This window comes from Aeromonas sp. FDAARGOS 1405 (genome assembly GCF_019048265.1).
Classification (GTDB): Bacteria; Pseudomonadota; Gammaproteobacteria; order Enterobacterales; family Aeromonadaceae; genus Aeromonas; species Aeromonas veronii_A.
In genome coordinates this window covers 4,208,149-4,233,631 of sequence record NZ_CP077311.1, presented here as the reverse complement: position 1 = coordinate 4,233,631, position 25,483 = coordinate 4,208,149, and the positions used below count along the sequence as shown (strand labels likewise).

Annotated in this window: 20 protein-coding genes, 1 tRNA gene and 1 riboswitch; of the genes, 12 read left to right on the top strand and 9 right to left on the bottom strand. The window is 57.8% G+C overall.

Going from position 1 to position 25,483, the window contains the following annotated elements:
- Positions 1-2 precede the first annotated feature (2 nt).
- Positions 3-1,211, top strand: coding sequence for a flagellar hook-associated protein FlgL (gene flgL / locus I6L35_RS19350; RefSeq protein ID WP_216979071.1), 1,209 nt, complete (start codon positions 3-5; stop codon positions 1,209-1,211).
- 176 nt (positions 1,212-1,387) lie between these two features.
- Positions 1,388-1,557, top strand: a riboswitch (M-box (ykoK) riboswitch).
- A 120-nt stretch (positions 1,558-1,677) separates the two neighbouring features.
- On the top strand, positions 1,678-3,021 hold the full coding sequence (gene mgtE / locus I6L35_RS19345) for a magnesium transporter (protein WP_216954102.1): 1,344 nt from the start codon (positions 1,678-1,680) through the stop codon (positions 3,019-3,021).
- 62 nt (positions 3,022-3,083) lie between these two features.
- Here the strand turns inward: mgtE and ppx are convergent, their stop codons facing one another.
- The 3 genes from ppx to I6L35_RS19330 all read right to left on the bottom strand — a co-directional run bounded on the left by ppx (position 3,084) and on the right by I6L35_RS19330 (position 7,223).
- Positions 3,084-4,574: an exopolyphosphatase gene (ppx, locus tag I6L35_RS19340; RefSeq protein ID WP_184232281.1), complete on the bottom strand. Its 1,491-nt coding sequence runs from the start codon at positions 4,572-4,574 to the stop codon at positions 3,084-3,086.
- Positions 4,564-6,633, bottom strand: a complete 2,070-nt coding sequence (gene ppk1, locus I6L35_RS19335; RefSeq protein ID WP_216979070.1) for a polyphosphate kinase 1 — start codon at positions 6,631-6,633, stop codon at positions 4,564-4,566. Before ppk1 ends, ppx begins: the two co-directional genes overlap by 11 nt.
- A 74-nt stretch (positions 6,634-6,707) precedes the next feature.
- On the bottom strand, positions 6,708-7,223 hold the full coding sequence (locus I6L35_RS19330; protein WP_216979069.1) for a glycine cleavage system protein R: 516 nt from the start codon (positions 7,221-7,223) through the stop codon (positions 6,708-6,710).
- Positions 7,224-7,420: 197 nt separating this feature from the next.
- On the opposite strand from I6L35_RS19330, the gene I6L35_RS19325 reads away from it, so the two are divergent.
- The 5 genes from I6L35_RS19325 to I6L35_RS19305 all read left to right on the top strand — a co-directional run bounded on the left by I6L35_RS19325 (position 7,421) and on the right by I6L35_RS19305 (position 13,391).
- Positions 7,421-8,299 carry a DUF2726 domain-containing protein gene (locus I6L35_RS19325; protein ID WP_216979068.1) on the top strand — a complete coding sequence of 293 codons (879 nt, stop codon included), beginning with the start codon at positions 7,421-7,423 and terminating at the stop codon, positions 8,297-8,299.
- 268 nt (positions 8,300-8,567) lie between these two features.
- On the top strand, positions 8,568-9,989 hold the full coding sequence (locus tag I6L35_RS19320) for a sigma-54 dependent transcriptional regulator (RefSeq protein WP_216980327.1): 1,422 nt from the start codon (positions 8,568-8,570) through the stop codon (positions 9,987-9,989).
- 106 nt (positions 9,990-10,095) lie between these two features.
- Positions 10,096-11,130: a PAS domain-containing sensor histidine kinase gene (locus I6L35_RS19315; protein ID WP_216979067.1), complete on the top strand. Its 1,035-nt coding sequence runs from the start codon at positions 10,096-10,098 to the stop codon at positions 11,128-11,130.
- Positions 11,127-12,470: a sigma-54 dependent transcriptional regulator gene (locus tag I6L35_RS19310; protein WP_216979066.1), complete on the top strand. Its 1,344-nt coding sequence runs from the start codon at positions 11,127-11,129 to the stop codon at positions 12,468-12,470. Before I6L35_RS19315 ends, I6L35_RS19310 begins: the two co-directional genes overlap by 4 nt.
- 159 nt (positions 12,471-12,629) lie before the next feature.
- Positions 12,630-13,391 carry a Nif3-like dinuclear metal center hexameric protein gene (locus I6L35_RS19305; protein ID WP_216979065.1) on the top strand — a complete coding sequence of 254 codons (762 nt, stop codon included), beginning with the start codon at positions 12,630-12,632 and terminating at the stop codon, positions 13,389-13,391.
- A gap of 117 nt (positions 13,392-13,508) precedes the next feature.
- Here I6L35_RS19305 and purN read toward each other — a convergent pair whose 3' ends face one another.
- Both purN and purM read right to left on the bottom strand, forming a co-directional pair.
- Positions 13,509-14,147, bottom strand: a complete 639-nt coding sequence (purN, locus tag I6L35_RS19300) for a phosphoribosylglycinamide formyltransferase (protein WP_216979064.1) — start codon at positions 14,145-14,147, stop codon at positions 13,509-13,511.
- Positions 14,148-14,179: 32 nt separating this feature from the next.
- Positions 14,180-15,217, bottom strand: a complete 1,038-nt coding sequence (gene purM, locus I6L35_RS19295) for a phosphoribosylformylglycinamidine cyclo-ligase (protein ID WP_042052927.1) — start codon at positions 15,215-15,217, stop codon at positions 14,180-14,182.
- A gap of 176 nt (positions 15,218-15,393) precedes the next feature.
- Between purM and upp the strand changes: the two genes are divergently transcribed.
- From upp to hda, 3 genes are all read left to right on the top strand, one after another.
- Positions 15,394-16,020 carry a uracil phosphoribosyltransferase gene (gene upp / locus I6L35_RS19290; protein WP_005334115.1) on the top strand — a complete coding sequence of 209 codons (627 nt, stop codon included), beginning with the start codon at positions 15,394-15,396 and terminating at the stop codon, positions 16,018-16,020.
- Between the two features lie 150 nt (positions 16,021-16,170).
- Positions 16,171-17,190 carry a DUF2066 domain-containing protein gene (locus I6L35_RS19285; protein WP_216979063.1) on the top strand — a complete coding sequence of 340 codons (1,020 nt, stop codon included), beginning with the start codon at positions 16,171-16,173 and terminating at the stop codon, positions 17,188-17,190.
- Between the two features lie 102 nt (positions 17,191-17,292).
- A complete protein-coding gene (gene hda, locus I6L35_RS19280; RefSeq protein ID WP_216979062.1) occupies positions 17,293-17,994 on the top strand; it encodes a DnaA inactivator Hda in 702 nt (233 codons plus the stop codon).
- A 105-nt stretch (positions 17,995-18,099) separates the two neighbouring features.
- Here the strand turns inward: hda and aceA are convergent, their stop codons facing one another.
- From aceA to I6L35_RS19260, 4 genes are all read right to left on the bottom strand, one after another.
- Positions 18,100-19,413 carry an isocitrate lyase gene (aceA, locus tag I6L35_RS19275; RefSeq protein WP_005344572.1) on the bottom strand — a complete coding sequence of 438 codons (1,314 nt, stop codon included), beginning with the start codon at positions 19,411-19,413 and terminating at the stop codon, positions 18,100-18,102.
- 72 nt (positions 19,414-19,485) lie between these two features.
- Complete coding sequence (aceB, locus tag I6L35_RS19270; protein WP_216979061.1) at positions 19,486-21,093, bottom strand: malate synthase A; 1,608 nt, start codon at positions 21,091-21,093, stop codon at positions 19,486-19,488.
- Between the two features lie 687 nt (positions 21,094-21,780).
- Positions 21,781-21,921 (bottom strand): hypothetical protein, encoded by a 141-nt coding sequence (locus I6L35_RS19265; protein ID WP_005334106.1) that lies wholly within the window; start codon positions 21,919-21,921, stop codon positions 21,781-21,783.
- A 223-nt stretch (positions 21,922-22,144) separates the two neighbouring features.
- Positions 22,145-22,221: transfer RNA gene (locus I6L35_RS19260), tRNA-Pro, on the bottom strand.
- A 255-nt stretch (positions 22,222-22,476) separates the two neighbouring features.
- Between I6L35_RS19260 and tadA the strand changes: the two genes are divergently transcribed.
- The gene (tadA, locus tag I6L35_RS19255) at positions 22,477-23,028 is read left to right on the top strand and encodes a tRNA adenosine(34) deaminase TadA (RefSeq protein WP_204483817.1); all 552 of its coding nucleotides are present in this window, start codon (positions 22,477-22,479) and stop codon (positions 23,026-23,028) included.
- 204 nt (positions 23,029-23,232) lie between these two features.
- Complete coding sequence (locus I6L35_RS19250; RefSeq protein WP_216979060.1) at positions 23,233-25,470, top strand: ABC transporter permease subunit; 2,238 nt, start codon at positions 23,233-23,235, stop codon at positions 25,468-25,470.
- Positions 25,471-25,483 lie beyond the last annotated feature (13 nt).

The following is a 25,483-nucleotide window of genomic DNA, read 5'->3' as shown; positions in this document are numbered from 1 at the left end:
TCATGCGCATCACCACCAACATGATCTACGATCGGAATCTTTACTCCCTGACCAATACCAACGAGCGGCTGGACAAGGCCTATCAGCAGTTGCAAACCGGCAACAAGTTTCAGACTGCTGGTGAAGATCCAGCAGGCATGAGCCAGAAGATGGCATTGACCAAAGAGATTGAGTTGTTCAAACAGTACAGTGTGAATGGCAGTTTGCTGCAGAACAGCCTGGGACATGAAGAGACGGTATTGGATTCTCTCAATACTGCGATGCTCAGTGCCCAGACCCTGATCCAGAAGTCCAATAATGGTGCCATCAGCCTTGATGACCGCAAGGCCATCGCCAGCGAACTGGAAGGGTTGCAGCAGCAAATGTTTGACCTGATGAACAGCAAGAACTCATCGGGTGAATTTATTTTCGGTGGCAATCAGAGCAAGACACAGCCCTATATAAGAGACGCCAACGGCAAATACATTTATCAGGGTGATCCTGGCCAGCGAAATATTCAGGTATCACCCACAGTGCAAATTGCTGCCAATGATTCTGGACAGGATCTGTTTGAAATCGTAGCGACCAGAAGAACCGCCAGTGCCACCAGTGCAAATATCAACGTCGGGGTCGGTGATCAGGGGGATTTTGATAATTTCTATAAAGCAAGTTATGACCCGACACTGCCCAGCAACACCTACACTGTTTCTACCACCATTGGCCCACCTGATACCTATGATATCAAAGATGCCGGTGGCAATACTCTGCAGACGGGCAATTACACTCCTGGTACCAAAATACCGTTCAATGGTCTCGAATTGACACTGGACCAGCCTGCAGGTGGCGCAGCCCAGCAGTTTGCTCTTAATCCTCCCAAAAATGACAACGTGTTGAACGGGATGTCGGATTTTATTACTGCTCTGCGTGACCCCAATATTTCCGCGGAGAGCTTTGAGCAAAAAGTGGCTGATGCCACTGTTCATATGAAAAATGCTCGTTTGAATATCGATCACGGGTTGGGTGAGCTGGGTGGCCGTATGAATAGTCTGGAGCAGGTGATGGGGTCCAACGAGGGATTGAGCACTCTCAACGCCGAAGCGAGATCCAAGGTGTCGGAGGCCGATCTCTATGAGGTGATTTCAACGTTGTCCAAAGAAGATGCTGCCTTGAGTGCCTCACAACTCTCGTTTAGCAAAATAAGTCGTCTGACATTATTTGACTATATTCGCTAAGAAAAGGCCCCTATGGGGCCTTTTTACTGTGGGTTTCCGGCAGAGTTCCCCTGGTATTGTCGGACAATTGTAACAAGCTGTTGCCATACTCGGTTTCATGGTTGAGGCGGGGTTGACCTCCCGGTGGGATTGGATAATCATGCCGCCCGCACAACAGAGGGTTGTGCATATTATTTGCAGCATCTCGTTAGGCGAGGCTCCTGTATAAACACAGGCCACTGATCTCACGACGTCCAGAGACGCCCAAGATCAGGACAGTTTTCATCGGATTAAGGTGTAAACCCAAGTGGCTTCCGGCATGCCGGATACGTTATGCAGTGCTAAAGCTGGTACGTGGGGATGATGACACGCCGAACGGCGTCATTTCCTGCCTATTACTCGTCAATCAAATTGCTGTTTTCTTTCAGACAGCGAACGGTCTCCGCTCGCGCTCAGGCTTGCCTGAAATCACATGAGGTTCTTTGTGATGAAGAAAACACACACCATTCTCAACCGTCATCAACTGCTCGATCTCGCCAGCCTGCAAGGCTGGCTGGAACACAATCTGGATCCGGTTCAGCGCGCCGATCAGCTGCTGACCCTGCGTCCGGAAGAGCTCAACTGCATCTTTGACACCTTGCCTGCGTCAGAAGGGGCAGAACTGATCGCTTCTCTCTCCGCAGAGAGTGCCGGTCGCCTTTTGCTGCGGCTCCATGGCAGCATCGTCAGCGTGTTGCAGGAGGCTATTCCCCGTCGCGAAATGGTGGCTATCCTGCGCAAACTGAGTCGTCAGGATCGCACCATGTTGCTGGCTCGCTTCCCGACCCAGGCGCAGGCCATCTACTACTCACTGCTGGATTGGCCGCCTGAGTCCGTCGGGGCCAATATGCGCCACGAGTATCTGGCAGTGAGCGAACAGGATTCCGTCGGCAAGGCCAAGCAGCTGATCCACGATGCCTGGGACAATGCCCAGCTGTTCCGCCACATCTATGTGGTCAACGTGGATGGCCGTCTACAGGGGAGTATCTCGCTCAAGAGCTTGCTGATTGCTGACCCCGAGGCCAGTGTCGCTAACCTGATGGACCGGGAGACGGTGCGGATCAACGCTCGGGCTGATCAGGAGCTGGCGGCGCGCCTGCTGATCGACCGCGACCTGTCGGTATTGCCGGTCGAGGACCAGGGGCGACTGGTCGGTATTTTCCACGTCGATGATGCCGCCGACATCCTGGAGCTTGAATCTACCGAGGATGCCGAGATGCAGGGTGGCTCATCACCGCTCGATACCCCTTACTTGCAGGCGACCCCCTGGCAGTTGTGGCGCAAACGGGTGGGCTGGCTGCTTATCCTGTTCGTGGCGGAAGCTTACACCGGCACCGTGCTGCGGGCATTCGAGGAGCAGCTGGAAGCCGCCATCGCGCTGGCCTTCTTCATTCCGCTCCTGATCGGTACTGGCGGTAACAGCGGCACCCAGATCACCACCACCATAGTACGTGCCATGGCGGTCGGGGAGGTGAGTCTGCGCAATCTCGGCACCGTGCTGAAAAAGGAGCTCTCCACCGGTCTGCTCATCTCGGGGGCCATTGCCATGGCGGCCTGGGTACGGGCATGGAGTCTCGGCGTCGGTCCCCAGATTGGCATGGTGGTGACCTTTACCATCATCGCCATCGTGCTCTGGAGTGCCACGGTCGCATCCATTATTCCCATGGTGCTGCGTCGTTTCCGCATCGATCCGGCGGTGGTCTCTGCACCCTTCATCGCGACGCTGGTGGATGGTACCGGCCTTATCATCTACTTCGAGATGGCCAAGCTGTTGCTGCCCGAGTTGCAGTAACTGGGAGATTGAGATCCAAAAGGCAGCCCACGGGCTGCCTTTTGCATTTATCTTTTTCCGGTTTAGCCGAGCTGGAACAGCAGTGGCCAGCCCTGCTCCTGGCAATAACGATGCTCCTTCTCCAGATTCTGCATCAGGAGACGGTTCTCCTCGCACCAGTCAATTGGCAGGGTCACGACCAGCTGATCCCCTTGTACCGCGACTTTCCACTCGGGCAGCAGGTTGTCCTGCCGCTTGTGGTGAGCGGCGACTGCGAGGCGCAGGATGCGGATGCAACGCAGCACCGTTTGCATGTCGTGGTTGGGCAGGGGAGGCAGCTCGGAGAGCTTGAGCCCCTTGCGCTGAAAGCGTACCAGAGCTGCCAGCAGGGCCTGATCGTCCTGGTTGAAGCCGGGCAGGTCGGTGTGTTGCAGGATATAGGCGGAGTGGCGATGAATGCCGCTGTAGTTGATGGCAAGGCCGATTTCGTGCAGCCGTGCCGCCCAGCCTAGAATGGCGCGATAGGGCTCTACTTCCATCTGCCAGGGCTCTTGCAAGGCATCAAACAGGGTCAGTACGCTCTGCTCCACCCGGGCTGCCTGTTTTTTGTCCATCCGGTAGTGGGTACCGAGCGCCTGTGCGGTGCGCTCGCGAATATCGTGGTGCTGCAAGCGCTCCTCGAATTCATAAAGCAACCCTTCACGCAGGGCACCGTCGGAGTAGTCAAGCCGCTCGATGGGCAGCGAGGTAAACAGCCCGAGCAGGATGGCGACCGCGGCGGCAAACACCTCCTGACGCTCCTCGGTAAGCCCGACCAGTTTGAGGTTATCCACTCGCTTGCGCTCAATCATCAGCGCCTTGAGCCGCTCCAGCCCCTCCAGCGTAATGCTGCCGTCAGTCAGCCCTTCCCCCTGCAGCACGTCGCGCACGGTACGAATGGAGCCTGAGCTGCCAAGGCAGCTCTGCCAGCCCAGCTTGCGGTACTGGTTGACGATGGGGGCGAGTTGGTGCTGCGCCTCTAGCACGGCATTGGTGAAGTGTTTGTCGCTCAGCTTGCCGCTGGCGAAGAAGCTTTGGGTAAAGCTGACGCAGCCCATCTTGCGACTGGTGAGGGCCTTGTGTTCAAACCCTTCACCGATGATGAGTTCGGTGCTGCCGCCGCCGATATCGATCACCAGTACCTGACCCTCGATATGCTGGGTATGGGCGACACCCTGATAGATGAGGCGTGCTTCTTCCTGCCCGCTGATGATCTCGATGGGGTGGTTGAGCACCTTGGCTGCTTCACTCACAAATTCGCGGGCGTTGCTGGCACGGCGCAATGTGTAGGTACCGGCGATGCGGATCTGATCCGGTTTGATGTTGGTGAGCCGCTCGGCAAAGAGTGACAGACAGGCGAGGCCGCGTTCCATCGCCTCCGGGCTCATGCGTTTTTGCTCATCCATCCCTTCCGCCAGCCGCACTCGCTCCTTGATGCGATCGACGATGCGAAAACGCCCTTCGCTCAGATGGGCGATCACCATATGAAAACTGTTGGAGCCGAGATCCACGGCGGCATAGAGACTATTGTCCATTGTTTGACTCGATACGTTTGAGATAGTCGTAAATCGCCACCTGAGAGCGGATCTTGCGGCGGTTGCCCCGCTTCACATATTCGTTCTGCTGGTCGGCATCAATGACCCGCGCCTTGCAGGTATCACTCAGTTGTAGTTCGAGAATGTCCATGATGCGCTGCTTGAGCCGCTCATCATAAATGGGGGTGCCCACCTCAATACGGCCGTCGATATTGCGGCTCATCCAGTCAGCGCTGGAGATATAGAGCTGGGGGTTGCCCTTGTTGTGGAACACCATCACCCGCGGGTGCTCGAGGAAGCGGTCGATGATGCTGATCACCTTGATGTTGTCACTGAGGCCAGGTACGCCCGGACGCAGGGCGCACATGCCACGGATGATCATCTGGATCGGCACCCCGGCCTGCCCGGCGGCATAGAGGCGGTTGATGAGATCCTTGTCCACCAGATTGTTGATCTTGAGGATGATGCCGCTCGGCTGGCCCGCCTTGGCGTTGGAGAGCTCGTTGTCGATGAGGCGATAGAGCTGACGGCGGCTGTTGATGGGGGAGACCAGCAGGTGGTTGAACTTGTAGCGCCGATAGGGGTACTCGATGTATTCAAACACCCCTTCCACTTCGGCGGTGATATCCGGATTGCGAGTGAGCAGCGAGAAGTCGGTGTAGATCTTGGCGGTCTTCTCGTTGAAGTTGCCGGTACCGATATGGGCATAGCGCACCGCCTCGCCATTTTCGTGGCGGGTGATGAGGCAGAGCTTGGAGTGGATCTTGAGGCTCGGTACCCCGAATACCACCTTGACCCCGGCATCGGTGAGAATATTGGCCCAGTCGATGTTGGCCGCCTCGTCGAAACGGGCGCGCAGCTCGACCACCACGGTCACCTTCTTGCCGTTGTTGGCGGCATCGATGAGGGAGTGGATGATCCGCGACTTCTTGGCCACCCGATAAATGTTGATGCGAATGGCGCTGACCGCCGGGTCGAACGCCGCCTGGCGCACCAGCTCGGTGAAGTGGTGGAATTTGTGGTACGGGTAGTAGAGCAGGATATCCTGCTTGGTAATCGCATCGAAGGCGTTGACGAAGCCGTCAAAATCGCGGCAATCCAGCGCCGGCAGCTTGGGGTTTTCCAGATAGTCACGACCCACGTTGGGGAAGCCGATGAAATCCTTGAAGTTATGGTAACGCCCACCCGGCATGATGGCGTCGTAGGAGCTGATCTGCAGCTTGAGCTTGAGGAAGCTTATCATGGCGGCGGGCATCTCCCGCTCGTAGACGAAGCGCACCGGCATGGCGGTGAGGCGCTGCTTCAAGCCGTCACTCATCTTGTCCACCAGGCTCAAGTCCAGCTGGTCAGAGAGATCATATTCGGCATCCCGGGTCAGCTTCACCGCATAGGCGGCAATCTCGTCGTAGTCGAAGAAGCCCTTGAAGATCTCGTCGAGGCAGAAGCGGATGACGTTATCCAGAATGATGATCTGCTTCTTGCGGCGGGTCCCTTCCGGCGGCAGCTGGAAGAAGCGGGGCAGGTCGTCGGTCGGCACTTCCACCAGGGCGTACTGGATCACCTGACCGTTCTTCTTCATCTCGATGGCCAGATAGGTGTACTCATCCTTGAGGAATTTGACCGGATTGACCTCCTTGTTGAGCAGGATCGGGATGATGTGACGCAGCACCTTCTCCTTAAAGAAGACCCGCAGCCACTTCTGAATGGCATCGGAGAGCTGGTTCTCGTTGACCAGAAAGATGTTGTGGCGGGCCAACGCAATCAACAGCTCCTTATAGGTGTTGTCGAACGCTTCACCGAGCGCCATCACTTTTTGCTGGATGGCGCGCAGCAGCACTTTCGCTTCATCGTCGCCACCATGTACTTCATTGATGAGGATGCGACGCTTGACGTCCGATACCCGTACCTTGAAGAACTCATCCTGGTTGGAGGAGAAAATCCCCAGAAAACGAACCCGCTCGATGAGGGGCACCGTCTTGTCCATTGCCTCTTGCAACACCCGTTCATTGAATGAGAGCCAGCTCAGCTCTTTCTCTTCATACAGCTTGTCGGTGCTCATCTTGTGCCTCTGTTTCAGGTCGCTTCTGCGCGGCAGTTATGGTGTTAATATATGACAAATAAATGACGGTATTGTTACTGCTCGCTGAACGCCTCGTCTATGTCGACCACCAGATCGTCGGAGAGGGATTCCAGCGCGGTGATCAGGTCATCCATCGCGAGTCCGTCGGGCAAGGCAACCAGCGCGTGAGCATAGAATAGCGGGGCGCCTGAGTGGGGGGCCGGCTCACAGCCGGTAGTGAGATCGGCCACGTTGATCTCGAGCTGGCGCAGGATGCTGGCTACTTCATGGACGATGCCGGGGCGGTCGTTGCCGGTTACCGTCATCATTACCTGATGAGCCGGCTCGGTGGTTGGTGTCCCTTCGGCAAAGCTGATGGTCAGACCCGGCAGCAGGGCCAGTGCTTCGCATAGGCTGCGATAGTGCTCGTCGGGGACAGATACATGGAGGATTCCGGCAAACTGGCCTGCCAGTTCGCTCATGGCGCTGCCCAGCCAGTTGCCCTGCTCGCGGCTGATGACGGCCGCCAGACTCTCGACGATCCCGGGTTTGTCTGCACCGATCACGGTGACCACCAATTGCTTTTGCATCCTGCTCTCCTTGAAATTGGATTTCTTGCTCGATCCCCATTGTGCCTGCTGTGGCTGGTCATATGAACCCCCGCCTGCGGGCAAATAGATAAAAAGACGGGACTTTTACACTTTCCATACGCTTGTCTGCTGCCTTGCTTCGTGGCGGCTGTGGTAAAGTAATTCCCCTTTCGTGTTGTGAACTGGATCGTGCTCTCATGAATACCCTTGTCCTATCGGGATTACTATTGCTGGCGCTGCTTGTGCTGGCGATCTTCTGGAGCAGAGGCAGACAGCAAAAGCGCCTGCCCTATGATGTGCAGGAGACCCTGTTCACTCCCGCCGAGCGATCTTTCCTCGGGGTGCTGGATCTAGCGGTGGGTGACAAGGCCCGGGTCTTTGCCAAGGTGCGGGTGGCCGATGTGCTGACGCCGCTGGCCGGGATCGGCAAAAGCAAATGGCAGCAGTACTTCAACAAGATCAGCGCCAAGCATTTCGACTATCTGCTTTGCCACCCCGCCGATCTCTCCTTTATCTGCGCCATCGAACTCGATGACAGTTCCCACCGTCACCAGAAGCGCAAGGCGCGGGATCTCTTTCTGAAAACCGCCTGCGACAGCGCCGGTCTGCCGTTGCTGCAGATCCCGGCAAGTGCCAGCTATCTGGTGGAAGAGCTGCGCGAACAGATCCTGCCGCTGCTGGTCAAAACCAGCGAACCATTGATCGACGATTTGCCGCACGGGGCGCGCCGCGAGCCGACGTTCAACCCTCTGTTGCTGGACGGCGTGGATGTCGGTGCCGGGATGCGTGGCCGCACTGCCCATGCCGAGGCCATCTCGCCTGCGTCGCTCCACGAACCTGCCATCCGGGCCAAGGGGATGGTGGAGACACCACAGAGTGAGGGTGAGCTGGTCGATGGACTGTTCGCCGATGTAGAGGAGGACGAGGAGCTCGAGGTGCAGCATTGCCCCCGTTGCGATGCGCCGCTGGTGGAGCGGGAGGCGAAAAAAGGCCCCCACGCCGGTCGACTCTTCCTGGCCTGTAGTCGTTTTCCCGAGTGTCGTTATGCGGCGCCGCATCACCACCACAGCCACTGAGTTCATCTGACCGTGCTGCATGCTGCCCTCTGACGAGGGCAGTTTTCTTTCCGCCATTGGCGGCGTTTGCTAGCGGCGCCAATGCAGAAAATTCCTCGGCAAAATTTATCTAATCTCCCGTTTCTATCGATACACTTAGCCTGAATACGACAATTTTTGACAATGTGTCGGTTTTTTGGCACTTTGTGTGCTTGCAAAAATACAGTCTGTAGCTGTTTTATTACTAAATAAAACAATAAGTTAGTTCAGGATATCGCGAGGGATGGATATGGTGGAGATGGGCGTGTTGATTGTTGATGCCGATGCGCAGCGGCGCCAGCAGTTGGGAACCGTGCTCTCGTTTATGGGGATCCTGTGGCAGGATGTCGCAGAAGGGGACCTGGATATCGCCATCGAATCTTCTGGCCCACTGCAAGGGGTGCTGGTGGGTGAACTGGCAGGTCGCACCTTGCCCGAGTTACTTGCCGCTTTCCCTCGTACCCCCTTTATCTCGCTGGTTGAGGCGGAACTGCCCAACAGCAACTTTATCGGGGTCGCGCTCTCGCCTTTTACCTATGAATCCCTCACCCGTCATCTGCACTTCTGTCAGGCTTTTGTCTCTCTCCATCCCCGTCAACAGACCCACGACAAGGGGCAGACGTTGCTGCGTTTGCTGGTGGGCAAAGGGAAGGGGATCCAGGAGGTTCGCCGCCTCATCAGCCAGGTGGCCGAGACCGATGCCAACGTGCTGATCCTTGGTGAATCGGGAACCGGCAAAGAAGTGGTGGCCCGTGCCATTCACGAACTCTCGGCCCGCAGTAGTGGCCCCTTTGTGCCTATCAACTGTGGTGCCATTCCTGCCGAGTTGCTTGAGAGCGAACTGTTCGGTCACGAGAAGGGAGCCTTTACCGGCGCCATCGCAGCTCGTCGCGGTCGTTTCGAGCTGGCGCAGGGGGGCACCCTGTTCCTCGACGAGATTGGCGACATGCCGATGCCGATGCAGGTCAAACTGCTGCGGGTATTGCAGGAGCGGCTGTTCGACAGGGTCGGTGGTGGCAAGCCCATTCAGGCCGATGTGCGCATCATTGCGGCGACCCATCGGGATCTGGAGGCATTGATCCGCAGTCAGGGTTTTCGTGAAGATCTCTACTACCGCCTCAACGTCTTCCCCATTGAGACCCCGCCACTGCGGGATCGCATCGATGACATTCCGCTGCTGCTGCAGGAGTTGCTCAACCGTCACGCGGAGCAGCACCACAGTGTGATCCGTCTGACCCAGCGGGCGCTGGAGTCGCTGATGCAGTACCCCTGGCCGGGCAATGTGCGCGAGCTTTCCAACCTGCTGGAGCGGCTGCTTATCCTCTACCCGCAACAGATCGTCGATGTGGCGGATCTGCCGAGTCGTTATCGTCTGTTGCCGAGCGAGCCGCGGGATGAGCGGCTGACCGAGATGGATGAGCGGGATGCGCTGGCGGCGGTGTTCCAGGAGCCGCCGGAGCTGGATCACCCCCTCGCCTCTGCCCGCACCATGCAACTGCCGGAGGAGGGGGTCAATCTCAAGGAGATGCTGGCCGACCTTGAAGTGGAGCTGATCCGCCAGGCGCTGGAGTCGCAGGACGGGGTGGTGGCCCGCGCCGCCGATCTGCTCGGCATGCGCCGTACCACCCTGGTAGAGAAGATGAAAAAGTACGGGATGAGCAAGGACGTTTAAGGGTCAAAGCCTTGACGTTAACATGCAATCTATTGCTTTAATTGAAATAATTTAGTGGCATGGAAATTGAATAACCTGACCCAATAGCCAGTTTGAGGTCAGGTTTATGACGATCCAGCAGCAGGACATGCCACTCCAGTCCCACGAAGTGAGCCAGCTCTATGCCATCTTCAAGGCGCTCCCCACCGGGGTGTTGCTGCTTGACGGGGCTGGGGTGGTCACCCGCGCGAATCCGGCAGCCATCTCACTGCTGGGGGAGCCGCTGGAAGGAGAGCTCTGGCGCCGCATCATTGCCCGCTGTTTTGAACCACGTGAGGATGATGGCCACGAGATCTCCCTGCGCGACGGACGACGGGTCCAGCTTTCTACCCAGCCGCTGCCGGATCAGAGCGGCCAGCTGGTCTTTATCAATGACCTCACTGAAACCCGCAAGCTTCAGGATCGCATCAACCACATGAAGCGGCTGTCGGCGCTGGGCAATATGGCGGCTTCACTCGCCCACCAGATCCGCACTCCGCTCTCCGCCGCCATGCTCTATGCCGCCAACCTGGCCAACCGTACCCTCAAGCCGGAGTCCCGCAGCCAGTTTCAGCAAAAGCTGATGGCCCGCCTCCAGGATCTGGAGAAGCAGATCAACGACATCCTGCTGTTTGCCCGCAATGGCGACAATCAGGTGGTCACCCCCATCTCGGTACAGGGCTTGCTGGCTGAAGTGCAGGCTGGTGCCGAGGCTTTCTGTCAGCAACAGGGCTGCGAACTGCACATGGAGGCGCCGGAGCCCGATCTCTGCCTGCTGGCCAACAGCAGTGCGCTGGCGGGAGCCATCAACAACCTGATAGCCAATGCTCAGCAGGCAGGGGCCACCTCGCTGCTGGTCAGCGCGGTGCGCAGTGGTGCCCGGGTGGAGATGCGGGTCATCGACAATGGCAAGGGGATCCCTTCCCATCAGCTCGGTCAGGTATTCGAACCCTTCTTTACCACTCGCTCCCAAGGCACTGGCCTCGGGTTGGCGGTGGTGCAATCCGTCGTGCGTGCCCATCAGGGGGAGGTCGGTGTGGCCTCGGTTCCCGGTGAAGGCACCTGTTTTACTCTGTCGTTCCCCCTGCATCAGCAACCGGTGCAGCTTGGAGGTGTAGCATGACACAGGCCAGGATCCTGGTAGTTGAAGATGACAATGGCCTGCGCGAAGCGCTGGTGGATACCCTTTTACTGGGGGGCTATGATTGTCGTGAAGCGGACAGTGGCGAGCGGGCTCTGCTGGCGCTCTCCCGTCAGCCGTTTGACATGGTGATCTCCGATATCCAGATGGGGGGGATGGATGGGGTGACGCTGCTGGCCACCATCCGCCAGCAATATCCACAGATCCCCGTGTTGCTGATGACCGCCTACGCCAATATCGACGGTGCAGTTCGTGCCATGCGCGAAGGGGCCATCGATTATCTGGCCAAGCCCTTTTCTCCGGAAGTGCTGCTCAATCAGGTTAGTCGTTATGTACCGGCCCAGAAGGTGGAGAAGCGCGCCGTGGTCTACGGGGATCCCAAAACCGCCGAGCTGTTCCAGCTGGCGACCCGAGTGGCCAGAAGCGAAGCGACCGTGATGGTGACCGGCCCGAGCGGAACCGGCAAAGAGGTGTTGGCCCGTTACATTCACGACAACTCCAACCGCGCCGAGCAGCCTTTCGTCGCCATCAACTGCGCCGCCATTCCGGAAAACATGCTGGAGGCGACCCTGTTTGGCTACGAGAAGGGGGCTTTCACCGGTGCGGTACAGGGGTGCCCCGGCAAGTTCGAGCAGGCGCAGGGGGGCACCCTGCTGCTTGACGAGATCACCGAGATGGATCAGGGGCTGCAAGCCAAATTGCTGCGGGTGTTGCAGGAGAAAGAGGTGGAGCGGCTCGGCAGTCGCAAGATGATCCCGCTGGATGTGCGGGTCATCGCCACCAGCAACCGGGATTTGAAAAAAGCGGTACAGGATGGCCTGTTTCGCGAAGATCTCTACTATCGTCTCAATGTCTTCCCGCTGCGCTGGTCTGCTCTGAACGAGCGGACCGGTGACATTCTGCCGCTGGCGGAACATTTGCTGGCCCTCCATGCCAGCCAGCAGGGGTTGCCGACACCCAGATTGACCGAGACATCACGGAGGAGGCTGCTAGCCCACAGCTGGCCCGGCAATGTGCGGGAGTTGGACAACGTGGTACAGCGCGCCCTGATCCTCAGTCCGGACGGGCTGATCGATGGGGAGCACCTCATTCTGGAGGAGCTGGACGAAGAGAGCATGGAGTCGATCTGTGTGGAGCGCAGTTATGGCGGTGATCGCCTTGGCAGCGAGCTCAAGCAGCAGGAGCACCAGATCATTCTCGACACCCTGCAAGAGTGCAACGGCAGCCGCAAGGATGTCGCGGACCGACTCGGCATCAGCCCGCGCACCCTGCGCTACAAGCTCGCCCAGATGCGGGATGCGGGGATCGATTTGCCCGCCTGAGTCAGGTTGTTTGCCCGAGAGTGAGGGCGAAGCTTCATCGTGCTGGCGCTGTCATGGTCTTGACAGCCCGGCTCGATTATCATGGGGCCCTTGGCGCTTTGAGCCTGGCCCCTGTTTTTATTGGTAAAGCAGGGGACCGAGCCTTAATAAGGGACCCCTATGATCTCTCATCGAAAACTCGAAACCGTACTGAACCATCTGCTCGAACCTCACGCCATAAAGGATTACTGCCCCAACGGCTTGCAAGTGGAGGGGCGCGAGCGCATTCGCAAGGTGGTGACCGGTGTCACCGCCAGTCAGGCGCTTATCGACGCGGCGGTGGCTGCCGAGGCCGATGCTATTCTGGTCCATCACGGCTACTTCTGGAGCGGTGAACCGGCCCAGATCACCGGCATGAAGCAGCGTCGGCTCAAGACCCTGCTGACCCACGATATCAACCTGTTTGCCTACCATTTACCGCTGGATGTCCATCCCGAGGTGGGTAACAACGCCCAGCTCGCCAAGCTGCTCGACATCAAGGTGCGTCGCGGTCTGGAGCCGTGGAACAGCAAGAGCGTCGCCATGGTGGGCAAGCTGGAAGAGCCGATGAATGGGGCCGACTTTGCCAAGCTGATTGCCGATCGCCTTGGCCGCGAACCACTCTATTGTGGCGACAGCGGCCCCGAGCTTATCCGTTCCGTAGCCTGGTGCACCGGTGGCGGTCAGAGCTACATCAATCTGGCGGCGGAGCAGGGCATCGATGCCTTTATCTCTGGCGAAGCCTCCGAGCAGACCATTCACACCGCTCGCGAGATGGGGATGCACTTCTACGCCGCTGGCCATCACGCCACCGAGCGTTATGGTGTCAAGGCGCTGGGGGAGTGGCTGGCGACCGTGCATGGGCTGGATGTCACCTTTATCGATATCGACAATCCGGTCTAGGGTCGCTTGGCCGCGTAGCGGCGTAATCGGACCTGACCTAAGCCATCGTGAGGTAGGTAGAAATGACAAGGGAGGCCTAAGCCTCCCTTGTTGTATCTGACATGCAGTTGTTAGCGGTTACTCGCAGGCGTAACCCGCGGCACCCAGCAAGGTGCCATCCAGTTGTACGGCGCCATCAACCATCTGCAGCCTGCCTTCGCAGAACCAGCGTACCACCAGCGGATAGATGCTGTGCTCCTGCGCCTGTACCCGTGCCGCTACCTCGTCCGCACTGTCTCCTTCAAAGATGGGCACACGGGCCTGCAGGATCACCGGGCCACCATCCAGCTCTTCGGTGACGAAGTGGACGCTGGCGCCATGCTCGCTATCACCGGCATCGATAGCACGCTGGTGAGTGTGCAAGCCCTGATACTTGGGCAGCAGGGAGGGGTGGATATTGATCATCCGCCCGGCGAAATGGCGCACCAGATCGCCGCTCAATATCCGCATAAACCCGGCCAGCACCACCAAGTCCGGCTGATAGTCTGACATCAGCGCAAGCAGGGCGGCGTCATACTCCTCCCGGCTGGCAAACTGCTGCTGGGCCAGAATAGAGGTCGCCACGCCTGCCTCTCTGGCGCGAACCAGACCATAGGAATCGGCCTTGTTGCTGATGACGCCGACCACCTCACCGGCAATCTTGCCGCTGGCACAGTGGTCGAGGATCGCCTGCAGGTTGCTGCCGCTGCCGGAGATTAGCACCAGGATGCGTTTCATAGGGGAGGTCATTTGGCTGTTGATCCGGTCATTCATTGAATGACGACCTGCTCCTCACCATCGGCTGCCTTGGCGATATGGCCGATATGCCATGCATTTTCGCCTTCCGCCTTGAGCAGGGTCAGCGCCTTCTCCAGCTGGTTGGCGGGCAGGGCGATGATCATGCCGACACCGCAGTTGAAGGTGCGATACATCTCGTGACGGGTGACGTTGCCAGCTTGCTGCAGCCAGCTGAACACCGCCGGCCACTGCCAGCTCTGCTCGTCGATCACCGCTTGAGTGTTGGCAGGCAATACGCGGGGGATATTCTCCCAGAAGCCACCGCCGGTGATGTGGGAGAGGGCGTGGATCTCGCACTCCTTGATGAGCTTGAGCACAGGTTTCACATAGATGCGGGTCGGCTCCAGCAGGGCGTTGGCCAGGGTGGTGTCCCCCAGCGGCTGATGCACGTCTGCTTTGGAGACTTCCAGAATTTTACGGATCAGGGAGAAGCCGTTGGAGTGAGGGCCGCTGGCGGCCAGCGCGATCAGGGCATCCCCTTCACCGACCTTGCTGCCGTCGATGATTTCGCTCTTCTCCACCACACCGACGCAGAAACCGGCGATGTCGTAGTCTTCCCCTTCATACATACCCGGCATCTCGGCAGTCTCGCCGCCCACCAGGGCACAGCCTGACTGCTCGCAACCGGCACCGATCCCGGTGACCACCGCGGCCGCGGTGTCCACGTCCAGCTTGCCGGTCGCATAGTAGTCGAGGAAGAACAGCGGCTCGGCGCCCTGTACGATCAGATCATTAACGCACATGGCCACCAAATCGATGCCCACGGTGTCGTGCTTCTTCAGGTCGATGGCCAGCCGCAGCTTGGTGCCCACACCATCGGTACCGGAGACCAGTACCGGCTCCTTGTAGCCCGCAGGGATTTGACACAAGGCCCCAAAGCCGCCAAGACCACCAAGGACTTCAGGACGACGAGTGCGCTTTGACACGCCCTTGATACGTTCAACCAGTGCATTGCCGGCATCGATATCTACGCCAGCATCCTTGTAGCTCAGTGAGGTTTTGTCAGTCACGAGTATTCCCCGTCATGTAAAGAAGTGGAGGGTAAAATTCGGGGCGTATTCTAACAGTGGCGGTGGAAAACCAGAAAGGAAATCGTTTGCGCGTTTTTGCGCGGAAATGCTCTACAAGCGGTGGCTTTTGTTGTATGATTCCGCGATTTTTTTGCGGCAGGTTAGAGGAGATAATAATGAAAGTCGTTGAAGTCAAACACCCCCTGGTCAAACACAAGATCGGTCTGATGCGTGAAGGCGATATCAGCACCAAGCGTTTCCGTGAACTGGCCAAAGAAGTGGGCAGTTTGTTGACCTATGAAGCGACCTCTGACTTCGAAACCGAGAAGGTTATCATCGATGGCTGGAATGGGCCAGTAGAAGTTGACCAGATCAAAGGCAAGAAGGTAACCGTCGTACCCATCCTGCGTGCCGGCCTTGGCATGATGGATGGCGTACTGGAGCACATGCCGAGCGCCCGCGTCAGCGTGGTCGGTATCTACCGCGATGAAGAGACCCTGCAACCGGTTCCCTATTTCGAAAAGATCGTCAGCAACATCGAAGAGCGTCTGGCGCTGGTCATCGATCCGATGCTGGCCACCGGTGGTTCCATGATTGCCACCATCGATCTGCTGAAGAAGAAAGGCTGCCAATCCATCAAGGTGCTGGTACTGGTTGCCGCGCCGGAAGGGATCAAGGCGCTGGAAGCCGCTCACCCTGACGTAGAGCTCTACTGCGCTTCTGTCGACCAGGGGCTGAACGAGAAAGGCTACATCGTGCCGGGTCTGGGCGATGCAGGCGACAAGATCTTCGGTACCAAATAAGTTTATGCCTTGACCTGCTTCCCATGTGGAAGGGGTGATCGGAGCCGGCGCATCGCCGGCTCTGCTGTTTGTGGCCGCTTGTGCCAGCCTTGCCGCAGGATGCGCCTTGCCGCTACCATAAGCACACTCTCCCATTTCGAGACTCTGTTCATGTTCAAACGTGTTGTGACCGCCCTCTGCTGCGGCTTGTCATTCATGGCCTCGGCCGCTCAGGTGACCGACCTCTATCAGGGCAAGGCCCCGACCAGTGGCGACATGGTGGCCGCTCAGGGGCAGGCACTGGGTCAGGTGCTGATCAAGGTGACCGGCAAGCGCGACATCCTCACCCAGCCGGTGGTGGTCAAGGCGCTGGCGGCCCCGGGCGACTATGTCAAAAGCTATGGCTATCAGGATCAGGACTCCGTCAAGTATCTGAAAGCCGAGTTCAAGAGTGACAAGGTCAACAGCCTGGTCTCCGAGAGCCAGTTTGCCCTGCTTGGCCCGGCGCGTCCCCAGATGGCGATCTGGCTGGTGGTGGATCAGGGGGAGCGTCGCCTGCTGTCGGATCAATCCAGCGATGGTTGGGCGCAAGCCTTGCGCGAGCAGGCCCAGACGCTGGGGCTACCCATCAGCATTCCGCTGATGGATCTCGATGACAACATGGCGGTCAGTGCCACCGACGTCTGGGGACGCTTTGCCGACCCGATTTTGCAGGCAAGCCAGCGCTATGGCGCCGAGATGGTGGTGCTGGGCAAGCTGACACCGGAAGGTGACAAGTGGAGCATCGATTGGGGACTCTACGGCCCCAAAGCGGCCGGTGAAGTGGCCGAGCTGACCCGTGGCAATAGCACCGGCACTCAGGCCGAAGTGGCGCAAGGGTTTGCCGATACCCTGGCGGCCTGGCTGGTGAAAAACTACGGTGCCCGTATTTCTGGTCCGGCAACCAGCCAGACCCTGGTGGTAGATGGCCTCTCCGAAGTGGACAGCATGATCGCCGTGCAGAAGATGCTGCAGGGGATGGCCAACGTCAGCAAGGTGGCGATCGGCAAGCTGGAGGGGGACCAGGTCACCTTCAACTTTACTCTGCAAGGGGATCAGGCCGAATTGGTGCGGGCACTGCAGCTCGAGAGTCGTTTGCGCAAGGTTGACGATAATGGCAGCGGTTTGCGTTACCAATGGTCGCAGCCCTGATTTTATAAGGCTTTTGTAGACCGCCCGGCTTGTCCGGGCGGTTCTCTATCTGCCTTTGCGATGATACACTTAGCCACAAATGTCACAGTCAAAGCCCAACGAGTGAAGCAACCGGCCCAACTGTCTTTAGCCGTACAACTACCGGATGATGAAACCTTCGTCAGTTTTTATCCCGGCAACAATGCTCATCTGATCACCGCTCTCAAAAACGCGGCCATCGGTCAGGGATCGCCTTTCCTCTATTTCTGGGGAGCCAAGGGATCCGGACGCTCTCATCTGCTCCACGCCACCTGTGCCGAGGTCAACGCCCGCGATGCGGCGGCGGCCTATCTCTCCCTCGATCAGTTTGAACTGCTTGATCCCAGCATGCTCGATGCTCTCGAAAGCCTGCCGCTGGTCTGTCTCGACAGCCTCGAGGCGATCGCCGGCAATGCCGTGTGGGAGCGGGCGCTGTTCGATTTCTACAACCGCTGGCAGGAGAAGGGGGAGGGGACGCTGGTGGTCACCGGCTGCAGCGCACCGCGCAAACTGGGACTGCAACTGCCGGATCTCGCTTCGCGCCTCGACTGGGGTGTCAGTTTCCATCTCGAAGAGCTGGATGATGAAGGCAAGCTCAGTGCCCTGCAGCTGCGTGCCGAGCTGCGGGGCTTCAAATTGCCCATCGATGTGGGCCGCTTCCTGCTCAACCGACTCTCCCGCGATATGCGCACCCTGCTCACCACCCTCAATCAGCTCGACAACGCCTCATTTCGCGCCAAGCGCAAGCTGACCATTCCCTTTGTCAAAGAGATCCTCGAGCTCTGATCCTCTCTGCGGTGTGCGGTTGTGGCCTGACTTTCGTTTGAATGGCAGATAAAAAGAAACCCCGGCATCAGGCCGGGGTTTTGCTATTTCAAGGCAGCTCTCTTATTAGTGGAACTGATCTTCTTCGGTGGAGCCGGTCAGCGCGGTGACCGAGGATTGGCCACCCTGAATGACGGTGGTCACCTTGTCGAAGTAACCGGTACCGACCTCCTGCTGGTGGGCCACGAAGGTGTAGCCACGGCTGGCGGCGGCAAATTCCGGCTCCTGCACCATCTCGACGTAGTGCTTCATCCCTTCGCCACGGGCGTACTGGTAGGCCAGCTCGTACATGTGGAACCACATGTTGTGGATACCTGCGAGGGTGATGAACTGGTACTTGTAGCCCATGTCGGAGAGCTCCTGCTGGAAGCGGGCGATGGTGGCATCGTCCAGATTCTTCTTCCAGTTGAAGCTAGGGGAGCAGTTGTAGGCCAGGATGCGATCCGGGAACTTGGCCTTGATCGCTTCGGCAAATTTACGCGCTTCGTCCAGGTCCGGCTTGGCGGTCTCACACCACACCATGTCGGCGTAGGGGGCGTAAGCCAGACCGCGAGCGATGGCCTGATCGATACCGGCACGTACCTTGTAGAACCCTTCGGCAGTGCGCTCGCCAGTCAGGAAGTCTGCATCGTACGGGTCGGCGTCGGTGGTCAGCAGGTCAGCGGCGTTGGCGTCGGTACGGGCGATCACCAGGGTGGTGGTGCCGCATACATCGGCTGCCAGACGAGCGGCAACCAGCTTCTGCACCGCTTCCTGAGTCGGTACCAGCACCTTGCCGCCCATATGACCACACTTCTTGACGGACGCGAGCTGATCTTCGAAGTGCACGCCAGCGGCGCCCGCTTCAATCATCCCCTTCATCAGTTCGAAGGCGTTCAGCACGCCGCCGAAACCGGCTTCAGCATCGGCCACGATCGGCAGGAAGTAGTCGATAAAGCCCTCATCCTGAGGTCCTACCTTGTTGGCCCACTGGATCTGGTCGGCACGGGCGAAGGAGTTGTTGATGCGCTCCACCACGGACGGTACCGAGTTGGCCGGGTAGAGGGACTGATCCGGATACATGGTGGAGGACAAGTTGTTGTCCGCCGCCACCTGCCAGCCGGAGAGGTAGATCGCCTCGATCCCCGCCTTGGCCTGCTGCACTGCCTGACCACCGGTCAGGGCGCCGAGGCAGTTGACGTAGCCTTTCTTGGCGTCGCCGTGGATCAGACCCCACAGCTTGTCGGCACCGCGCTGAGCCAGGGTGTGAACCGGCTGCAAGCTGCCGCGCAGATTCACCACGTCTTCGGCGCTGTAGCCGCGCTTGATCCCTTTCCAGCGGGGGTTTTCCGCCCAGTCTTTCTCGATAGCCTGGATCTGTTGCTCACGGGTCAGTGCCATATCAGTTCCCTCTTTCATTGATTTCACGTTTCCATTGACTTGTTATTGGCGAGCCCCGCTGGGGCCCGTGATTCAGAGCCGCTCGTAACCGGGCAGCGTCAGAAAATCGATCAGGGTATCGGCGCAGGTGATCTCTTCCATCAGGTCGCTTGCCTCGGCAAAGCGTCCTGCCTGCCAGCGTGCTGTGCCCACCTCGGCTTTGACCACCTCCAGCTCCTCGGCCAGCATCTGGCGGAAAAGCTCCTTGGTCACTACCTTGCCATTAGACAGGCTCTTGCCGTGGCGGATCCACTGCCAGATGGAGGTGCGGGAGATCTCGGCGGTGGCGGCATCTTCCATCAGACCGTAGATGGGCACGCAGCCGTTGCCGTTGATCCAGGCCTCCAGATATTGCAGGGCGACCCGGATATTTGTACGCATGCCTGCTTCGGTCCGCTCGCCCTCACAGGGGGCCAGCAGGTCGGCGGCAGTGATGGGGGCATCCTGCTCGCGCAGCACGCCGATCTGGTTCTTGGCACCAGCAGCAATGGTGGCGTTGAACACCGCCATGGCGGTATCGGCAAGGCCAGGGTGGGCGACCCAGGTACCGTCGTGGCCGTTGTTGGCTTCGCGCTCCTTGTCGGCCTTGACCTTGGCGAAGACCTGCTCGTTGACGGCGGCATCCTTGGCCGGAATAAAGGCGGCCATACCGCCCATCGCCAGCGCACCGCGCTTGTGACAGGTCTTGATCAACAGCCGCGAGTAGGCGGAGAGGAACGGCTTGTCCATGGTCACCATCTGACGATCAGGCAGTACCCGATCCGGATGGTTCTTCAAGGTTTTGATATAGCTGAAGATGTAGTCCCAACGGCCGCAGTTCAGCGCAACGATGTGATCCTTCATCTGATAGAGCAGCTCATCCATCTCGAATACGGCTGGCAGGGTTTCAATCAGCACGGTGGCCTTGATGGTGCCACGGGGCAGACCGAACTTGTCCTCGGTCCAGGCGAACACCTCGCTCCACCAACGCCCTTCCAGATGGCTCTGCAACTTGGGCACGTAGAAGTAGGGGCCCGAGCCTTTGGCCAGCAGCGCCTGATAGTTGTGCAGGAAGTAGAGGGCAAAATCGAACAGGCCGCCGGGGATCGGTTCGCTATCGAAAGTGACATGCTTTTCCGGCAGGTGCAGACCACGCACCCGGCAGATGAGCACCGCCGGATTGGGGGTCAGGGTGTATGCCTTTCCTTCCGGACTGGTGTAAGAGATGGTGCCGTTGACCGCATCGCGCAGGTTGATTTGGCCCTCGATCACCTTATTCCAGGCTGGAGCCAGTGAATCCTCGAAGTCCGCCATAAACACCTTGACGTTGGCGTTGAGGGCGTTGATCACCATCTTGCGCTCGACCGGGCCGGTGATCTCCACACGGCGGTCTTGCAGGTCGGCGGGAATGCCGCGAATGGTCCAGTCACCTTCACGGATGTGGGCTGTTTCCGGCAGGAAGTCCGGCAGCTCGCCGCCATCGATACGGGCCTGGCGTGCCACACGTTGTTTCAGCAATTCCCCTCTTTGGGGAGCAAAACGTTCCACCAGTTCGGAGACCAGAGCCACCGCGTCCGGCGTCAGAATTTGCGCGTATTCGGATAGCATCTCGCCCTGGATGCGAAGGCGGGCGCTGCAGTGGGTCTGAGCCGGTGCCGACATAAGGTTCACTCCTTTGAGAATTACATTTTGAACTTACTAACTACGACTAAAGTCGAATCCCTGTTCCTGAAACGTTCCCGCAACAACGGGATAACACGATTGATAAGGTGCGAAATATTGTTGAGTACGTCAACAGTTTTTTTTAAACACCTGTTTTTTGGATATGGTTAAGTTGATGTTTTTTATTGCTTTATTTGGTTGGTGTAAAAGCTCTACGCAGATGGTTATGCTCCTGCTTTTTCCCATCGGACAACGGCTAATTTGGGCCGTTACCCTGCACCTCATTTTGTAACTTATTACGTAATAAAATTACAAATGCAAAAACAAATCCCGACCTAACTCCAGGCTTTGCCAAAACAGCTGTATAAATTGCGTTTGAATGTGGCAATGAATGTTTTGCTATTGCTAGACCTAGTTGGTGAACGTGCGTTTTAAACTTGGTGTGGTGATGCAGGCTCTGTTGGCACCAGCGGTTGCAACGATGGAAAGTGAAGCGCAATAACGTAGGTTTGTATCAATTGTCGGGGGGGATGCTGGAGAGGAAAGGGGGAGACGCATCAGTCAATAATACTGCCATCCTTGATAGAATTAGCAGTTTGTCGTTTTTTGCAGATTTCTCGCCAAGGGCCTGAAACGGAGAGCGTTGAACAGGCGATGTGCTGGTGATGAGCGGCCATCTGGCTGGGCTCAATAGTCATCATCCGGTTCGGCCAGATCGATCACATCCAGCTGGATGACCTGTTCATTTTCGCTTTCGGTGTGGCAAGGGGTGTCGTGTGGAACGGAATAAAGCGTAATGGCGGGTGCGAAATCGGTGTTCTGGTTCATGCCTGGTCCTGTGTTGCACGCAAGCCGGACAGTGATCCCTTCACTCGTGTTTCCACCTCCCTGTGTTGTCTACCGGCGGAAAGTTGCGCATCTTAATGAGTTCGGCAAAAAGATTCAAGTGGTTCTGGGTGTTTTTTGTGCTTGATGGGCTGGCATCGTCAGGAGGATAAATCGGAGGCAAAAAAATAGCCCAGTCGTTTGACTGGGCTATTCTCGGGGAGAATGGTCGGTGTGAGAGGATTCGAACCTCCGACCCTCTACACCCCATGCAGATGCGCTACCTGGCTGCGCTACACACCGACGGAGTCAGACTCGGCTGACGGGGAGGAAGTCTAATAGCATGGCCAAACGGGTGCAACTCCTTTTTTATCATAGAGATGCTGATTGCTTCTTTATTGCTCAGTCGGGATGCGGCTTGGGTCTGACGTGCAGATTTGGCATAATCGCCGCCCTGTCACCGCGAGCTATCATGCCTGCTATCTATGGAATTATCTGACAGATGTGGATAGCTGGAATGCAAACAGCACAATTGAACAATATAAAGAGGGGATGGGCGTGAAACCATCAGAGGTCCCAGAAATACCGAGTCAGGCACAGAGTCAAACCGAGCAGGACGAACAGTGGATGCGCCATGCCATGGCATTGGCCACCCGGGCCGAAGGAATTGGCGAGATCCCGGTCGGTGCCGTACTGGTGCTTGATGGTCAGGTGGTGGGAGAGGGGTGGAACCGCTCCATCAGCGAACACGATGCCTGTGCCCATGCCGAGGTAATGGCGATCCGGGCGGCGGGCAAGCAGCTGGCGAACTACCGCCTGCTCGACACCACTCTTTATGTGACGCTGGAGCCCTGCTGTATGTGTGCCGGTGCGCTGATCCATAGCCGGGTCAAGCGGGTGGTTTACGGCGCCCGAGACCTCAAGACCGGTGCCGCGGGATCGGTGTTCGAGATCTTGCAGGACCCGCGACACAATCACAGCGTCGAGCTGACCGGCGGTGTGCTGGCCGATGCCTGCTCGGCCCAGTTGTCGGCCTTCTTCAAGCGCCGTCGCGCCGAGAAAAAGGCGGCCAAACTGGCGCTGCAACAATCAAACGATACCCTTTCCTGAATCATTCGGGGGCAGCGCAGGCTGCCCTTGCTGATTATCAGCATAAATATCCCTTTATAAACAATGCATTACGCTCGCTCGCCTTCGAAGGGATCCCCGCCCATTTTTCCGCTAACAACCTCTGTTAAAGCGTTCTCGATGTAACAAAACTGTCATGCAACCGCCATATAATGCCGCGAAGCCTAGCTTACATTGAGGTCTTGCATGTCATCGGAATCGTTAAACCTGGTCATGGCGGGCAGTAGAAAACGCCGGATCAAGGATAAATTGGCCAAATATGGCGTCACCACAGGCGGAGCCCTGGTACTGGTGGCGCTGTTGCTTATCTTCTTTTATCTGCTCTATGTGGTGAAACCCATCTTCAATGGCGCCTCCATGGAGCCTGCCACCTCGTTTACCCTGCCCGTCGCAGGGAAGACAGCCTGGCTCGGCATGGAAGAGCAGAACGAGATCGGCTATCACTTCAACGATAAAGGTCAGGTCAACTTCTTCGCGCTACAAGGAGATGACAAGATCAAGGTGGGCCAGTCACTGGGCCAAGCCCAGGTTGCTGGCGACATCAGCACGGCCACAACGCCTGCGCCGGGCCAAAAGCTGATTGCCTACGGCTTTGCCGATGGCAAGGCACTGGTTGTCCAGCCTGCGTTTAAGGTCTCCTACCCCAACGATGTGCGGGTGATTGAACCCAGCCTGAAATATCCCTTCGGCGAAGAGCCTGTAGTGATCGACCCGCAAGGGAAGGCGCTGCAACGGATGGTGTTCGAAGCCACCAAGGACAAGATGGCGACCGCTGCCGTGACCGAAGATGGTCGTGGCGTGATGACTGTGATGAGCGGCGAGGAGAACTTCATCTCTGGGGAGATTGAGTGGAGCAGTGAAAACTACACGATTCCCTCTTTGCCGCGTCATGTGGATCAGATGTTGCTGACCCCCAATCTGCGGATCCTCTTTGTACGTCAGGGAAATCGTCTCTCCGTCTATGACATTCATAACCTGAGCGAAATCTCCCTACGCAACGTGCTGGAGATCAATGCCACCAACGCCAATGTGACCCGGGTCGAGCTGCTGGCAGGCGCTTCTTCGTTGCTGGTAGGTAATGACAACGGCGTCATCTCCCAGTGGTTTGAAGTGGCGAAGGATGGCAAACGCCAGTTCACCCAGATCCGTGATTTCAAGGGTGATGGCGCCGTGGATCTGTTGACTCCCGAGCACTTTCGCAAAGGCTTCATCAGTGCCGACAAGGACGGCATCATCAGCTTCTTCCACGCCACCGGCGAGACCAAGCTGCTGACCGAGACAGTTGAAGGGGGGGAGCTTTCTGCGCTGGCCATCTCTCCACGCCACAATGCACTGTTGATGCAACAAGGCGACACCTTCAAGTTGTTTACGGTTGAGAATGATCACCCCGAAGTGACCTGGTCTGCCCTCTGGCAAAAGGTATGGTACGAAGGGTATCCGGAACCCCAGTATGTGTGGCAATCCACCTCCGCCAGCAACGACTTTGAAGCCAAGTTGAGTCTGGTACCTCTTTCGTTTGGTACTCTCAAAGCCGCTTTTTATGCGCTGTTGTTTGCTGTACCACTCGGGATTGCCGGTGCCATCTATACCGCCTACTTCATGTCTCCGGGCATGCGCAAGTTTGTTAAACCAACCATCGAGATCATGGAGGCATTGCCAACCGTCATCCTCGGTTTCCTGGCTGGTTTGTGGCTTGCTCCCATCGTGGAAGATTACCTGCCGGGCATTTTTATGATGCTGGTGATGTTGCCGATGGGGATGCTGCTTGCAGCTCTGCTATGGCATCTGTTGCCTGACACTCTCAAGCAAAGTGTGCCTGAGGGCAGTCAAGCCGTCTTGCTGATCCCTGTCGTTATTATGATTGGCTGGATGGCTCTTACTCTCAGTCCTGTCGTCGAAAATGCGTTTTTCGGTGGTGATACCCGTAGCTGGCTCACCAATGTAATGGGGATCAAATTTGACCAGCGCAACTCGCTGGTGGTCGGTATCGCCATGGGCTTTGCTGTCATCCCCACCATCTTTTCCATCGCTGAAGATGCGGTCTTCTCGGTGCCCAAGCATCTGACTCAGGGCTCGCTGGCGCTGGGGGCCACCCCGTGGCAGACCCTGAGCCGGGTGGTGATCCTCACCGCCAGCCCGGGCATCTTCTCTGCGGTGATGATGGGCCTTGGCCGCGCCGTGGGCGAGACCATGATCGTGCTGATGGCTACCGGCAACACCCCCATCATGGACTTCTCCATGTTCCAGGGGCTGCGTACCCTCGCCGCCAACATTGCGGTGGAGATGCCGGAGTCGGAAGTGGGCAGCTCCCACTATCGAGTACTGTTCCTCGCGGCCTTCGTACTGTTTGTGTTCACCTTTTTCTTCAACACCCTGGCCGAGTTTGTCCGCCAGCGGTTGCGTGAAAAATACAGCTCCATGTAACGGGCAAGGAATC